Annotated in this window: 10 protein-coding genes; 1 reads left to right on the forward strand and 9 read right to left on the reverse strand. The window is 62.5% G+C overall.

All coding sequences use genetic code 11. From position 1 onward, the window contains the following. Positions 1-12: 12 nt before the first annotated feature. The 9 genes from gltB to CTR55_RS23710 all read right to left on the reverse strand — a co-directional run bounded on the left by gltB (position 13) and on the right by CTR55_RS23710 (position 13,250). Positions 13-4,458: a glutamate synthase large subunit gene (gltB, locus tag CTR55_RS23670; protein WP_296289899.1), complete on the reverse strand. Its 4,446-nt coding sequence runs from the start codon at positions 4,456-4,458 to the stop codon at positions 13-15. A 461-nt stretch (positions 4,459-4,919) separates the two neighbouring features. Continuing rightward, positions 4,920-6,608 (reverse strand): AAA family ATPase, encoded by a 1,689-nt coding sequence (locus CTR55_RS23675; protein ID WP_296289901.1) that lies wholly within the window; start codon positions 6,606-6,608, stop codon positions 4,920-4,922. A gap of 6 nt (positions 6,609-6,614) precedes the next feature. Beyond that, positions 6,615-7,721: a 3-dehydroquinate synthase gene (gene aroB, locus CTR55_RS23680; protein WP_296289903.1), complete on the reverse strand. Its 1,107-nt coding sequence runs from the start codon at positions 7,719-7,721 to the stop codon at positions 6,615-6,617. Between the two features lie 50 nt (positions 7,722-7,771). Continuing rightward, positions 7,772-8,290: a shikimate kinase AroK gene (gene aroK / locus CTR55_RS23685; RefSeq protein WP_296289904.1), complete on the reverse strand. Its 519-nt coding sequence runs from the start codon at positions 8,288-8,290 to the stop codon at positions 7,772-7,774. Between the two features lie 8 nt (positions 8,291-8,298). Beyond that, a complete protein-coding gene (pilQ, locus tag CTR55_RS23690; protein ID WP_296289906.1) occupies positions 8,299-10,371 on the reverse strand; it encodes a type IV pilus secretin PilQ in 2,073 nt (690 codons plus the stop codon). A 53-nt stretch (positions 10,372-10,424) separates the two neighbouring features. Further along, positions 10,425-10,949, reverse strand: coding sequence for a type 4a pilus biogenesis lipoprotein PilP (gene pilP, locus CTR55_RS23695; RefSeq protein ID WP_296289907.1), 525 nt, complete (start codon positions 10,947-10,949; stop codon positions 10,425-10,427). Then, positions 10,946-11,596: a type 4a pilus biogenesis protein PilO gene (gene pilO, locus CTR55_RS23700; protein WP_296289909.1), complete on the reverse strand. Its 651-nt coding sequence runs from the start codon at positions 11,594-11,596 to the stop codon at positions 10,946-10,948. Before pilO ends, pilP begins: the two co-directional genes overlap by 4 nt. Continuing rightward, positions 11,593-12,186: a type 4a pilus biogenesis protein PilN gene (pilN, locus tag CTR55_RS23705; RefSeq protein WP_296289911.1), complete on the reverse strand. Its 594-nt coding sequence runs from the start codon at positions 12,184-12,186 to the stop codon at positions 11,593-11,595. Before pilN ends, pilO begins: the two co-directional genes overlap by 4 nt. Then, on the reverse strand, positions 12,186-13,250 hold the full coding sequence (locus CTR55_RS23710) for a pilus assembly protein PilM (protein ID WP_024764148.1): 1,065 nt from the start codon (positions 13,248-13,250) through the stop codon (positions 12,186-12,188). Before CTR55_RS23710 ends, pilN begins: the two co-directional genes overlap by 1 nt. 185 nt (positions 13,251-13,435) lie before the next feature. On the opposite strand from CTR55_RS23710, the gene CTR55_RS23715 reads away from it, so the two are divergent. Next, positions 13,436-15,877, forward strand: coding sequence for a penicillin-binding protein 1A (locus CTR55_RS23715; protein WP_296289914.1), 2,442 nt, complete (start codon positions 13,436-13,438; stop codon positions 15,875-15,877). Positions 15,878-15,993: the final 116 nt, after the last annotated feature.

Consider the following 15,993-nt stretch of genomic DNA (forward strand, 5'->3'; position numbering starts at 1 on the left):
AACTTCAGGCGCTTATTGCGGGTTGGCACGGGTGCTGGACAGCAGCGAGCCCAGGCTTGCGGCCTTGGGTTTCACCAGCCAGAACCGACGCAGGTAGTCGTCCAGGTTTTCCAGGACGTTCGCGCCCCACTCGCTCGCCGTTTCTTCTACGTACTCGACCAGGACCTTGCGCAGGTGGCTGCGCTGGGCTTCCATCGCTTCGCCACTGATGCGCTGGATTTCCACCAGCTCGTGGTTCACGCGGTCGACGAAGGTGTTGTCCATGTCCAGGACATAGGCGAAGCCCCCGGTCATGCCGGAGCCGAAGTTGTAGCCAGTCTTGCCCAGCACGCAGATGAAGCCACCGGTCATGTATTCGCAGCAGTGGTCACCGGTGCCTTCAACCACGGCGTGGGCGCCGGAGTTACGCACACCGAAACGCTCGCCAGCGGTGCCAGCGGCGAACAGCTTGCCGCCGGTGGCGCCGTACAGGCAGGTGTTGCCAACGATGGCCGATTCCTGCGACTTGAACGGGCTGCCCTTGGGCGGGGTGACGACCAGCTTGCCACCGGTCATGCCCTTGCCGACGTAGTCGTTGGCGTCGCCTTCCAGGTACAGGTGCAGGCCGCCGGCGTTCCACACGCCGAAGCTCTGGCCCGCAGTGCCCTTGAAGCGGAAGGTGATCGGCGACTTGGCCATGCCCTGGTTGCCGTGGACCTTGGCGATCTCGCCGGAAATCCGCGCGCCGATGGAACGGTCGCAGTTGCAGATGTCCAGTTCGTAGTCGCCGCCCTTGGCGCCCTGGATGGCGGAGCGCGACAGCTCGACCATCTTCTCAGCCAGCAGGCCTTTGTCGAACGGCGGGTTCTTCTCGACTTCGCAGAACTGCGGCTTCTCAGCCGGGATCAGGTCGCTGCCCAGCAGCGGCGTGAGGTCGAGATTGCCCTGCTTGGGCGTCTCGCCCGGCAGGATTTCCAGCAGGTCGGTACGGCCGATCAGTTCTTCCAGGCTGCGCACGCCGAGCTTGGCGAGCCACTCACGGGTTTCGCTGGCGATGAAGGTGAAGAAGTTCACCACCATGTCCACGGTGCCGATGAAGTGGTCCTTGCGCAGCTTGTCGTTCTGGGTGGCGACGCCGGTGGCGCAGTTGTTCAGGTGGCAGATGCGCAGGTACTTGCAGCCCAGGGCAATCATCGGCGCGGTGCCGAAGCCGAAGCTCTCGGCGCCGAGGATGGCCGCCTTGATGACGTCCAGGCCGGTTTTCAGGCCGCCGTCGGTCTGCACCCGGACCTTGCCGCGCAGGTCGTTGCCGCGCAGGGTCTGATGCGCCTCGGCGAGGCCCAGCTCCCACGGCGAACCCGCGTACTTGATCGAGGTGATCGGCGAGGCGCCGGTACCGCCGTCGTAACCGGAGATGGTGATCAGGTCGGCATAGGCCTTGGCCACGCCGGCGGCGATGGTGCCGACGCCCGGCTCGGACACCAGCTTCACCGACACCAGCGCCTGCGGGTTGACCTGCTTGAGGTCGAAGATCAGCTGGGCGAGGTCTTCGATGGAGTAGATGTCGTGGTGCGGCGGCGGCGAAATCAGGGTGACGCCGGGGACTGCGTAGCGCAAGCGGGCGATCAGGCCGTTGACCTTGCCGCCGGGCAGCTGGCCGCCCTCGCCGGGCTTGGCGCCCTGGGCCACCTTGATCTGCAGGACTTCGGCGTTGACCAGGTATTCCGGGGTCACGCCAAAGCGGCCGGTGGCCACCTGCTTGATCTTCGAGCTCTTCAGCGTGCCGTAGCGCGCCGGGTCTTCGCCACCCTCACCGGAGTTGGAGCGGCCGCCCAGGCGGTTCATGGCTTCGGCCAGGGCCTCGTGAGCCTCCGGCGACAGCGCGCCGAGGGAAATACCGGCGGCGTCGAAGCGCTTGAAGATGGATTCCAGCGGCTCGATGTCATCCAGGCTCAGCGGCTGCTCGGCGGTCTTCACCTTGAGCAGGTCGCGCAGCATCGACACCGGACGGCTGTCCACCAGCGCGGTGTATTCCTTGAACCGGGCGTAGTCACCCTGCTGCACAGCAGCCTGCAGGGTGTTCACCACGTCCGGGTTGTAAGCGTGGTACTCGCCGCCGTAGACGAACTTCAGCAGGCCGCCCTGCTGGATCGCCTTGCGGCTGTTCCAGGCTTCGCCGGCCAGCAGCTTCTGCTCGTTCTCGAGGTCGAGGAAGCGCGCACCCTGGATGCGGCTCGGGGTACCCGGGAAGCACAGGCCGGTGACTTCGTCGGCCAGGCCGATGGCTTCGAACAGCTGGGCGCCACGGTAGGAGGCGATGGTGGAGATGCCCATCTTCGAGAGGATCTTCAGCATCCCCTTGGAGATGCCTTTACGGTAGTACTTGAACACCTCGTAGAGGTCGCCCAGCACTTCGCCGGTGCGGATCAGGTCGGCCAGCACTTCGTAGGCGAGGTACGGGTAGACCGCGGACGCACCGAAGCCCACCAGCACCGCGAAGTGGTGCGGGTCACGGGCCGTGGCAGTTTCCACCAGGATGTTGGAGTCGCAACGCAGGCCGGTCTGCACCAGGCGGTGGTGCACGGCGCCAACAGCCAGGGCCGCATGCACCGGCAGCTTGCCGGGGGCGATCTGGCGGTCGGACAGTACCAGCAGCACCTTGCCGGCGCGCACGGCTTCCTCGGCCTGGTCGGCGATGTTGCGCACGGCCGCTTCGAGGCCGACGGACTCGTCGTAGTTCAGCTCGATGTGGTGCAGGTCGAAGCCCGGACGCTCCAGGTTCATCAGGGTCCGCCACTTCGCCGGGGAGATCACCGGGGTGGTCAGGATCGCCTGGTTGGCGTGGTGCGGGGACTCTTCGAAGATGTTCTGCTCGATCCCCAGGCAGGTTTCCAGGGACATCACGATCGCCTCGCGCAGCGGGTCGATCGGCGGGTTGGTCACCTGGGCGAAGACCTGGCGGAAGTAGTCGTAAGGCGAGCGGACGCGCTTGGAGAGCACCGCCATCGGGGTGTCGTCGCCCATCGAGCCGACCGCTTCCTGGCCCTGTTCGGCCAGCGGACGCAGTACCTGGTCACGCTCCTCGAAGGTGACCTGGAACATCTTCATGTACTGCTTGAGCTGGTCGCCGTCGTAGCTCGCCACACCCTGATCATCTTCCAGGGTGGCCTGGATACGCAGCGCGCTCTGGCGCAGCCACTGCTTGTAGGGGTGACGCGACTTCAGACGGTTGTCGATGTCGTCGGTCTGCAGCAGTTGGCCGGTCTCGGTGTCCACCGCAAGGATCTGGCCCGGGCCGACACGGCCCTTGGCGATGACATCCTCGGGCTTGTAATCCCACACGCCGATTTCCGAGGCGAGGGTGATGTAGCCGTTCTTGGTGGTGACCCAACGCGAGGGGCGCAGGCCGTTGCGGTCGAGCAGGCAGACGGCATAGCGGCCGTCGGTCAGCACGACGCCGGCGGGGCCGTCCCACGGCTCCATGTGCAGCGAGTTGAATTCGTAGAACGCGCGCAGGTCGGCGTCCATGGTCTCGACGTTCTGCCAGGCCGGCGGAATGATCATGCGCAGGCCACGGAACATGTCCATGCCGCCGGTGACCATCAGCTCGAGCATGTTGTCCATGCTGGAGGAGTCCGAACCCACGCGGTTGACCAGCGGGCCGAGTTCGTCCAGGTCGGGCATCCACTCGTTGGCGAACTTGGCGCGACGGGCCTGGGCCCAGTTGCGGTTGCCGGTGATGGTGTTGATCTCACCGTTGTGCGCCAGCAGGCGGAACGGCTGGGCCAGCGGCCATTTCGGCAGGGTGTTGGTCGAGAAACGCTGGTGGAAGACGCAGATCGCGGTCTTCAGGCGCTCGTCGGAGAGGTCCGGATAGAAGGCGGCGAGGTCCGCCGGCATCATCAGGCCCTTATAGATGATGGTCTTGTGCGAGAAGCTGCAGATGTAGTGGTCGGCGTCCTCGGCGTTGGCCACGGAGGAACGGCGACGGGAGCTGAACAGCTTGACCGCGAAGTCCTGGTCGGAGAGGCCTTCGCCGCCGATGAACACCTGCTCGATCTGCGGCAGGCGCTCCAGCGCCAGGCGACCCAGGACGCTGGTATCGATCGGCACTTTGCGCCAGCCGACCAGTTTCAGGCCGGCGCGCTCGATCTCGCGGTTCATGTTCGCGCGAGCGGCTTCGGCTTTCACCGGATCCTGGTTGAAGAAGACCATGCCCACGGCGTACTGGGCGGGCAGTTCGGCGCTGAAGGATTCCTTGGCCACGGCGCGCAGGAACTGGTCGGGCTTCTGGATCAGCAGCCCACAGCCGTCCCCGGTTTTCCCGTCCGCGTTGATCCCACCTCGGTGGGTCATGCAGGTCAGTGCTTCGATGGCGGTTTGCAGAAGTTCGTGGCTTGCCTCGCCCGTCATATGGGCGATCAGACCGAATCCGCAGTTATCCTTGAACGTCTCAGGATGGTACAGACCTGCTTTCATAGGGAACTCTCACCGGCAAAACTTTTTAATTTCCAGGGTCTGCTGACGTTTCACCATCGCCCTGTTTCGCCTTGCTGGCTCGTTTTCCGCGCACCCCAAAGGCACGGGCCGCCTCTATCGTGCAGCGCCGCTCAGCCCCTGGTTCACCTGGAATGACCGACCCGCGTCAGTTGCCACGTCTTACCCAACGTGGCGGCGGTTCCGGCCCTGGCCATGACGAAACGTCAGCAGACCCTCTTCAAGCACTTCGCCTGTCTACTCGCTCAAGCGGCAAGTTTCCGATAGGCAAAGGGAGGTCATTGTACACACGGGGAAAGCGCCGTCACTGCTTTTTTTTGACGCACTACCGACACCCGATGTCGCATTTCTATAAGAATTCGACAAAAGAAACAACCCAACAAAAAAGCCGAGCCCCACGGGAATGGGGCTCGGCTTGTTCAGTATTGCGACAGTGCGACCTTTCAGCGCGCCCCGGCGATGTCCTGCTGGATGCTGGAGAAGGGGCGAGCCCAGGGCTTGGACGCCTGGATCTTCGCCGGGAGCTTCTTGATCGCCGCCTGCGCGGAGGTGCGGTCGGCGAAGTTGCCGTAGGTCACCACGTAGAACGGCTTGCCCTGCAGGTTCTTGCGGAAGTAACGGTAGTCGCCGCCACCCTGCTGGCTGATGAAGGCCTTGGCGCTGGCTTCCGAACCGGTGCCCAGGACCTGCACGGAATAGCGCGAACCCGCCTGGGACTGGTACCAGCTGCTGCCGCCAGCACTGCCGGTGGCCGCAGCGGGCTTGCTGGCGGCAGTCGCCGGCTTGGCGCTGGCAACGGTGGTGGCGGGCTTGGTCGCTACCGGCTTGGCAGCCTGGACGGGCTTGGCCGGTGCAGTCGCGGCAGGCTTGACCGGCTCCGGACGCGGTGCCGGGGTCGGGGCCGGAACCGGCTGAGCGGCAGCCTGCTGTTGTACCGGAGCCGACGGCACAGGATTCAGCGGTTTCGGACCGTTGTTGGCCAGCGGAGTCACCGGCGGCGCGGTGGTGGTCACGGTCGGCGGGATGGCTGCGGAAGGCATGCCGCCTTCGTCGGCATCCTCCTGACCGCCAGCCTGGGCCATGGGCTCACGGATCACCGGCTGGCTTTCGCCCACCAGCGGAAGTGGCAGCGGCTGGTTGGAGCCAGCGAACTCTACCGACGGGCCGCTACCCTGGGCATCGGGCTGCGCTTGAGCATTGGGTTGCGCCGCGGTGCCGCCCAGCGGCAGTTGCGACGAGGTTTGCGCGGCGCTGTTGCTCGCGGTCTCCGGCTTGCTGGTCTTGCCCTGCATGAACCAGGCAGCGATGACACCGATGGCGACCACGCCAAGGATGGCCAGGTGCTTCTTCGGCAGTTTGAAGCCAGCACCAGCCGCTTTGCGCTCGCCGCTGCGATCGGCCAGCATGGCCTCGATCATCGCGTCGCGGGCGGTCTGGTTGATGGTGCCCGGCCAGCCGCCGGACTGTTCGTGGATGTCGGCCAGCAGGTCGGCGGAGATCAGTTCGATCCCCTGCCCCGCACCTTCCAGGCGCTGCGCGAGGTACTCGCGGGTCTCTTCCTCGCTATAGGGCTGCAGCTCGATGGCGTGGAAACGCTCCTCGCCCTCGGAGAGCACCTCCAGACGCGACAGCAGCTCGGGTTCGCCGAAGAGGAAGACGTGCAGGCGCGCTTCGGAGTTGCCAGCGGCCAGCAGCAGGAGCACTTCGAGAGCATCGTCGCGCAGCTGCTCGGCGTCATCCACCAACAAGTACACGTCCTGCCCAGTGATCGCCAACTGGGCGACCTTGGCGAGAATCGCCTCGATGCTGGTCTGAGTAATGCCCAAGCCCTGCGCGAGCTGGCGCAGCAGGGTGGCTTCGTCGGTCACCGAGCGACCGGAAATCACCACGCTGGACACAGCGTCCTTGTTGGTACTGGCCACCAGGGCCTGGCGCAGCAGCGTCTTGCCGCTGCCCAGCGGGCCGGTAACGGCCAGCAGCAGGTGGCTGTAGCGCGCCAGGTGGTGCAGTTGCCCGAGGACGGGCTTGCGCTGTGCCGGGAAGAACTTGAAGCCGGGAACCCGTGGTGCAAACGGGTCGTGACTGAACTGGTAGTGGGCCAGGAAGGCCTCATCAGCATGCAAACTGGACATGGGACCTCAATGTTTTCCTGCCTGACCGACCAGTGCCTGGTAGTCAGCGCGCAGTGTTTCTTCCAAAACCTCACGAGGGAATTCGGCGGTTACGACCGCGCCCCCCAGCCCTTGGAGCAAGACCAGACGCAAACGGCCATCGAGCACTTTCTTGTCGACGGCCATGTGCTCGAGAAAATGCTCGGCATTCATTTCCTGTGGCGGGACCACCGGCAGCTTCGCCGCAGCGAGCAGCCGGATACCGCGATCGAGTTCGGCCTTTGTCAGCCATCCCAACCGATGCGACATCTCAAGTGCCATCACGGTTCCCGCCCCCACGGCTTCGCCATGCAGCCAGACGCCATAACCCATGTGAGTCTCGATGGCGTGGCCGAAGGTGTGGCCCAGATTCAGCGTCGCGCGGACACCGGTTTCCTTCTCGTCGGCGCCGACCACGCGGGCCTTGGCGGCGCAGGAGCGCTCGATGGCCTCGGTCAGCGCAACCGGCTCGAGCACCAGCAGGTCATCCATGTGGGCTTCCAGCCAAGTGAGGAAAGGCTCGTCACAGATGAAACCGTATTTGATCACTTCCGCCAGGCCCGCCGACAGCTCGCGGGGCGGCAGGGTCTTCAGGGTTGCGGTGTCGATGACCACGGCCTGGGGCTGATAGAAGGCCCCAACCATGTTCTTGCCCAGCGGGTGGTTGATGCCGGTCTTGCCGCCGACCGAAGAGTCGACCTGGGAGAGCAGGGTGGTCGGCACCTGGATGAAGTCGACGCCGCGCTGATAGCAGGCGGCGGCGAAACCGGTCATGTCACCGATAACGCCGCCCCCCAGAGCGATGAGGGTCGTCTTGCGATCATGGCGCGCACTGAGCAGACCATCGAAGATCAGTTGCAGGGTTTCCCACTGCTTGTAGGCTTCGCCGTCGGGCAGCACGACCGTAGTGATCTTGTAGCCGGACAGGGTCTTCTGCAGTCGATCCAGATACAGCGGCGCGATGGTTTCGTTGGTGACGATGGCTACCTGGCGGCCACGGATGTGCGGCTCGAAGTAGCGCGGATCGTCCAGCAGCCCCTCGCCGATATAGATCGGGTAGCTGCGATCGGCCAGATCGACGTTGAGTGTGCGCATGAAACCCCCAGGCAATAAAGGGGACTAGGATACCGCAGATTGCAGCGCCGTTAATGGCGCTCCAACTCACGCAGGCGTTCCAGAATCTCCAGAACGACCAGGCGCGGAGGCCGCTCGTCGGTTTCGATGATCACGTCGGCAATTTCGCGATAAAGCGGATCGCGCATTTGCATGAGATCGCGAAGGATCTGGTCCGGGTTGGGCTTCTGCAGCAACGGGCGATTCTTGTCGCGCGCCGTGCGGGAAATCTGCTGCTCGACCGAGGCATGCAGGTAGATCACCTTGCCGCCACTCTTGAGGATGAGGCGATTGGCGTCGCGCATGACCGCGCCGCCACCGGTAGCGATGACCATGCCACCCTCATCGCACAACTCGGCGAGCATCGCTTGCTCACGCTCGCGGAAGCCCGCCTCGCCCTCGACATCGAATATCCAGGGGATGTTGGCTCCGCAGCGCTGCTCGATCTCTTTATCCGAATCTTTAAAGACGAGGTGAAGCTCTTTGGCGAGAAGACGCCCGATGGTGCTTTTACCAGCTCCCATCGGGCCTACCAGAATCAAATTGGACACGACATTGATCAACGGCCGACTGCAATGGCCTGATTATTCATGATCCGCGGGGTAAGGAAAACCAGCAGCTCGTTCTTGCTGTCGGTTACATAGTCGTTCTTGAACAGGCGGCCGATCATCGGCACATCGCCCAGGAACGGCACCTTGGCCGTGGACTTGGTCTGAGTGTTGGAGAACACACCACCGATCACGATGGTCTCGCCATCGTTGACCAGCACCTTGGCATTCACCTCGTTCTTCTTGATCGGCGGGACACCGTTCAGCGCGTTGGCGTAGTCCGGCTCGTCCTTGTTGACCTTCACTTCCATGATGATGCGGTTGTCCGGGGTGATCTGCGGAGTCACCTCCAGAGACAGTGCCGCTTCCTTGAACGACACCGAGGTCGCGCCGCTGGAGCTGGCTTCCTGGTACGGAATCTCCGAGCCTTTCAGGATCTTCGCGGTTTCCTTGTCGGAAGTGACGACCTTCGGCTGGGAGACCACCTCACCGTTACCGGTTTTCTCCATGGCGTTGAGTTGCAGATCCAGAATGGTGTTGTTGGTGGTGAAGCCAATGCTGATGCCGGATGTCGGCGTAACATTCGAGGTTCCCAGATCGACGAACGTGTTGCCGACACTGTTGGTGCCGCCGGAAACATCGAAGTTGCCGTGGCCGGACAGCGAGCCACTCCAGTTCACCCCCAGCTCCTTGGTGTAGTCGACGTTGGCTTCGACGATACGAGCCTCGATCATGACCTGGCGAACCGGGATGTCCAGTTGCGCCACGATACGACGCAGCTCATCCAGTCGATCCTGAGTCTGGTAGGCAATGATGGCATTGGTGCGATCGTCCACAGTGATCGAGCCACGATTGTCGGTGCCGGCAGAAGCCGCTCCCGGAGCGCCGCCGACGCCTGTGACCGACTGGAACAACTTGGCGATATCCGATGCCTTGGCGTAGTTCACCTGGATCAGTTCCCGACGCAGGGGGGCCAGTTCGGAAATCTGCTTCTGCGCTTCCAGCTCCTGACGCTCGCGGGCCGCAATTTCATCAGCCGGCGCGACCAGCAGCACATTGCCCACCTTGCGCTTGTCCAGGCCCTTGGTCTTGAGCACCAGATCCAGCGCCTGATCCCACGGCACGTTCTGCAGGCGCAGGGTGATGTTGCCCTGAACGGTGTCCGAAGCCACCAGGTTCAGATCGGTGAAGTCGGCGATCAACTGCAGCACCGAGCGCACATCGATGTCCTGGAAGTTCAGCGACAGCTTCTCGCCGGTATAGGCGAAAGTATCTTTCTTGCGTTTCTCCGCATCATCCTGGGTCAGCGGCTTGATGCTGACGGTCATGCGGTTATCGGTCTGGTAGACAAGGTAGTCAAACAGGCCGGTCGGCTCGATGGAAATACTGGCCTTGTCGCCGGCAGTGGATGCGTTGACGAACTGCACTGGAGTGGCGAAGTCCTTCACATCCAGGCGAACGCGCAGATTGTCCGGCAGTTGGGTGCGCGGGAAGTCCAGGCGAATCTTGCCGCCCTGCTCCTGGATATCGGGGCTGACCGTCGGATCGGACAGATCGATCACGACATTGCCTTCACCCTGATCGCCACGCTGGAAATCGATGTTGCGAATCGCCTTGCCCGCCGGAACGTACGGCTTGGGCTGAGCTGGCTTGGCAGCCGCGGCGGAAGTAGGCGCAGCGGAAGCATAGGAACTCGACGGCGCACCGCTGGCACCGACCACGACGTACAGATTCGAACCTTCCGCGCGGGTGGTGTAAGGCACCAGGCTGTTCAGGTTGACGATAAGGCGGGTACGGTCCTTCGCCTCGACCACGGTCAGGCTGCGAGCATTGCCCACACCCAGCTCACGGTTCTTGCTACCCAGTTTGTTCTGCACACCCGGCAGGTCCAGCGCGATGCGCGCCGGCTGCTCGATGGTGTAGCCGCGCGGGGCAGCCACCGGCTCATCAAAGCCCAGCTTGAGCTCCACACGGTCGCCCGGCAGAGCCGCCACATCGACGCTCTGCAGGTTGGCAGCCAGCAAGGCCGGCGCGAATACGGCCGCGAGCAAGGAAATGCTCAGGCGGGAAAGCTTTCTATTCATCGTCTGAATCCGTCGTGCAGACTGCTGTTTATTGTCCATATTCATCCCCGCCCTTAGGAGCGTTCCTTGAGAGTCAGGCTGCGCGGACGCTCCAGCCAGCCACCCTCACCATCAGGAACGATTTCAATCACGTCGATCTTGGCTTCGCTGATCGCAACGATCTTGCCGTCGTTGCGCCCAAGGTAGTCACCCACTCGCACCCGGTGCACCCCTCCTGCACCTTTCACGAGAGCAAACACCTGACTGTCCTTGGCCAGGGTACCGACCATTTCGAAGGTTTCGATGTTGAAGCCCTCGAGGAACTGCTTGACCCGCGTATCGTCAGGCTTGATGACCTTGTTGCCCTTCTGCTTGACCGCCAGGTCGATCTTCACCGGCGGCTGGAAAGGGCTACGCAGGGACGAGGCGCTGTAGGTGAACGCTTCATAGGTCTGGAACTTCGGCAGCGGCTCGATAGCGCCTTTCGGGCGAGCTCGAACTTCGTCCAGATAGGCCTGCAGGTCAGAAAAATCACCGCCCGAGCCACAACCATTCAACGTCAGGAGCAGGAAACTGCAGATGATCAGGCGCCCCCTCATTTCTTCGCTCCCGCAGTCGGGGCAGTCACCTTCACGCCCTTGTCGTTGTACCGGTAGGTTTTTGCCAGGATGCTCATGCGCAGCTTGGACGTGCTATCCGGGCTGGCGGGCTTGATCTCGAAATCATGCAGGGTCACGATCCGCGGCAGGCTGGCGACGCCACTGACAAAGGTCGCCAAGTCGTGGTAGCCGCCTACGACGCTGATCTGAATCGGCAGCTCGATGTAGAACTGCTGGGTGACTTCCGGCAGCAGCTTGATCTCTTCGAATTCGAGACCACTACCCAGGCCGGTGCGAGTGATGTCCTCCAGCAGCCCCGGCACTTCGGTATCGCTCGGGAGCTGACGCAGCAAGGCACCGAAGGATTCTTCCATCTCCTTCATCTGCACCTTGTAGGCATCCAGGTTCGCCGCCTGGAACGCCTTGGTCGAGAACTGCTGCTTGAGGGTCTGCTCTTCCTCGCGATTGCGGTCGAGTTGATCCTGCAGCTCTTTCAGATGGAAGTTGTATCCGAGCGCCAGCACCACAGCCATCACCAGCACACAGGCGATGAACTTGACCGCTGCCGGCCAGGAACCCAGGTTGTTGAGGTCAAGATCGTTGATATCAATCTTGCGCAAGCTCTCCAGAGAACTGGCCAGACTCATTTCTTGGCTCCTTGCGCGGTACTCTTCTTGTCCTGCTCCTCGCTGCCGGGCTGGGTCTGCTGCACCGTCAACTGGAAGACATTTGCCTGGTCCAGGGCGCCCTGGGTAATCGCCTTCACCTCGGTCAGGTTCGGAGCGGTCAGCCACTCCGACGAGTCCAGGTTACGCATGAGGTTGGATACGCGGTTGTTGGATTCGGCTGCCCCTGCAATGGCAATGGACTTTCCGGACATCTTCAGGCCAGTGAAGTACACGCCGTCAGGCAAGGTACGGACCAGTTGATCGAACACCCGGCCGATGATCGGACGGTTGCCCTGCAGGTCCTGAATGATCTTCATCCGTTCCAACAGTTGCTGGCGGCGCGTCTTCAGCTCGCTGATCTCCTTGATGCGCGCATCCAGCACGGCGATTTCCTTGCGCAGGAAATCGTTACGTGCGTTCTGATTCTCGATGGCCGAATTGAAGTACTGATCGCCCAGGAAGATCACTGCCCCGGAGGCAAGCAGGACAGCCCCCAGGATCACCAGGAAACGCTGCTTGCGTTCCTCGCGCAGCTGCTCCCGCCACGGCAATAGGTTGATGCGTGCCATCAGTCGAAACTCCTCATCGCCAGACCGCAGGCAATCATCAGCGCAGGCGCATCACTGGCCAGCGCACCGGCGTTGACCTTGCCGCTGAGCACCATATCGGCGAACGGGTTGGCCACCAGGGTCGGAGTACCGATCTTCTGCTGAATCAGACGATCCAGGTCGGGAATGGACGCAGTGCCACCGGCCAGCAGGATGTAATCCACATCGTTGAACTGACCGGCCGCGAAGAAGAACTGCAGCGAGCGGGAGACCTGTTGAACCACGGCATCCTTGAACGGTTGCAATACTTCGCTGTCGTAGTCATCCGGAAGACCGCCCTGCTTCTTGGCAAGCCCAGCTTCCTCGACCGACAGACCATAGCGACGCTGGATTTCCTCGGTCAGCTGACGCCCGCCGAAGAGCTGTTCGCGCGTATAGATGGTGCGGCCATGGTGCAGAACGCTGAGCGTGGTCATGGTGGCGCCGATATCGACCACCGCAACTGTGAGCTCGTCGGCATTGCCGCCCAACTGGTCTCCCAGCAGACTAAATGCTCGCTCCAGCGCGTAGGCTTCGACGTCGACGACCTTGGCCGTCAGGCCCGCGAGCGCCAGCGCAGCTTCGCGTACCTCGACGTTCTCCTTCCGACATGCGGCGAGAAGAACATCGACGCGCTCCGCGTTGCGTGCGGACGTGCCCTGCACCTCGAAGTCGATCGCGACCTCTTCGAGGGGATAGGGGATGTACTGGTCGGCCTCGATCTTGAGCTGATTTTCCAGCTCATCGTCAGAGAGTCCGCCGTCCATCTCGATGGTTTTGGTGATGACCGCCGAGCCGGCAACCGCGACCGCAGACGTCTTCACAGCGGTCCGCGCCTTGGCGACCACACGTGACAACGCCTGGCCGACACCCTCCAGCTCAGCGATGTTCTTTTCTACCACTGCATTGGGCGGGAGCGGCTCGACAGCGTAGGCCTCTACCTTGTAGCGGCCTCCAGAGCGGCTCAATTCGAGAAGTTTGACCGAAGTCGAACTGATGTCTATCCCAAGCAGCGTGTTCGCTTTCTTATTGAAGAGCCCTAGCACGACTGATTTCCTATCAGCATCCGAGACTTACGGACGATTTATGTTTTTCCACATTAGATACCAGACTTGACAGCTTCGCAAATGGCTCACCAGCAAAAAAACTGCTTATAATGTGATCAGCTTTTCCCTTTTTACCGCGCCATCCGCTTAACTCTTTCTTTTCTCTGGAAATCCAAGACCTTCCGATGCGCCTGCTGAAGTTTCTGTGGTGGACTTGCGTCACCATTATTTGTGGAGTGCTGCTCAGTTTCAGCGGCGCCTATCTGTACCTCAGCCCGAACCTCCCTTCCGTGGAGGCCTTGCGCAACGTGCGATTGCAGATGCCGCTGCGCGTGTACAGTGCTGATAACAAATTGATAGCAGAGTTTGGCGAGATGCGCCGAACGCCGATTCGATTTGCTGAAATCCCCCCGGATTTCACTCACGCGCTGTTATCGGCTGAAGATGACAATTTCGCCAACCATTATGGCGTGGACGTCAAAAGCCTGATGCGTGCTGCCGCGCAATTATTGAAAACCGGGCACATCCAGACCGGCGGCAGCACGATCACCATGCAGGTGGCGAAGAACTACTTCCTCACCAACGAGCGCAGCTTCTCCCGCAAGATCAACGAGATATTGCTCGCCCTGCAGATAGAGCGCTCGCTCACCAAGGACGAGATCCTCGAGCTCTACGTCAACAAGATCTACCTGGGCAACCGCGCCTATGGCGTAGAAGCCGCTGCCCAGGTCTATTACGGCAAATCCATCAAAGACTTGAGCCTGGCGCAGATGGCGATGATCGCCGGTCTGCCCAAGGCGCCGTCGCGCTACAACCCGCTGGCCAATGCCGCGCGCAGCCTGGAGCGTCGCAACTGGATTCTCGAGCGCATGCTCAAGCTGGGCTTCATCGACCAGCCACGCTACGAAGCGGCGGTCAAGGAACCGGTGGGCGCGTCCTACCACGTCCAGACGCCGGAGCTGACAGCCCCCTACATTGCCGAGATGGCGCGCGCCGAGTTGGTCGGTCGCTTCGGCGGTGATGCCTACACCGAAGGCTATCGCGTCTACACCACCGTGCGCAGCGACCTGCAGGACGACGCCAACACCGCCCTGCGCGAAGGCCTGCAGGAATACGACCAGCGACATGGCTACCGCGGCCCGGAAACCCGCCTGCCAGGCAAGACCCGTGAAGCCTGGCGCCAGGCCATTGCCCAGCAGCGCCCGCTCGGCGGCCTGGAGCCTGCCATCGTCATCCAGGTCGAGAAGAGCGGCGCCATGGTCATGACCCGCGACGGCAAGGAAGAAGCGCTGAGCTGGGACGGCATGAAATGGGCCCGCCCCTACCTGAGCAACAACAGCATGGGCCGCATGCCCAGTCAGCCGAGCGACGTGGTGCAGGCCGGCGACGTGATCCGCGTACAGCGCAAGAACGATGGCTCGCTGCGACTGACCCAGGTGCCGGCCGCACAGAGCGCCCTGGTATCGCTGAACCCGCAGGACGGCGCGATCATGGCGCTGGTCGGCGGCTTCTCCTTCGAGCAGAGCAACTACAACCGCGCCACCCAGGCCCGTCGCCAACCAGGCTCCAGCTTCAAGCCATTCATCTACAGCTGCGCACTGGACAACGGTTTCACCGCTGCTTCGTTGATCAACGATGCCCCGGTGGTGTTCTACGACGAGTACCTGGACAAGGTCTGGCGGCCGAAGAACGACACCAACACCTTCCTTGGTCCGATCCCCATGCGCGAAGCGCTCTACAAGTCGCGCAACATGGTATCGATCCGCATCCTGCAGGCGCTGGGCGTCGACCGTGCGCGCAACTGCATCAGCAAGTTCGGCCTGAACAAGGACGACCTGCCGCCAAACCTGTCGATGGCCCTGGGCACCGCGACGCTCACCCCCATAGACATCGCCAGCGCCTGGACCGTCTTCGCCAACGGCGGCTTCAAGGTCTCGCCCTACATCGTCCAGCGCATCGAAAGCCGCGACGGGCAGGTGCTTTACCAGGCCAACCCGCCGAGCGTGCCTCACGACGAGGAGAAACTCGACCCGTCTGCCCAGGCGCAAGCCCAGCCGGCCAGCACCGATGCCTTTGGTAACGACGATCCAGGCCAGGCGAAGACATCCATCGAGCCAGCCGCTGCCGAACGCGTCATCGACGCCCGCACCGCGTACATCATGACCAGCATGCTGCAGGACGTGATCAAGCGCGGCACCGGCCGCCGCGCGCTGGCGCTCAAACGCGACGACCTGGCAGGCAAGACCGGCACCACCAACGAATCGAAGGACGCCTGGTTCTCTGGCTTCAACGCCGACTTCATGACCACCGTGTGGGTCGGCTTCGACCAGCCGGAAAGCCTCGGTCGTGCCGAGTATGGCGGTAACGTCGCCTTGCCGATCTGGATGCGCTACATGGGTGCGGCGCTCAAGGACAAGCCGTCGCACCTGCTGCCCGAGCCGCCCGGACTGATCAGCCTGCGCATCGATCCGGTTACCGGCCGCGCGGCGCCTCCGGGCACGCCTGGCGCGTACTTCGAACTGTTCAAGAATGAGGACACACCGCCCTCGATGAACGAACTGGCGCCCGGCAGCGCTCCCGGCAGTGGCATGCCCGCGGACGAAGAAGCGCCGATAGACCTGTTCTGAAGAAAGGCCCCTCCGATGAGGGGCCTTCTTTTTTCGGGAATCATTCCCGACAAAATCATGGCATTTAGCCAAATCATTGATTAATCTGATCTTTGCGGCGGCGAACAACCCCAGAC

The organism is Pseudomonas sp., assembly GCF_002796985.1.
Lineage (GTDB): Bacteria > Pseudomonadota > Gammaproteobacteria > Pseudomonadales > Pseudomonadaceae > Pseudomonas.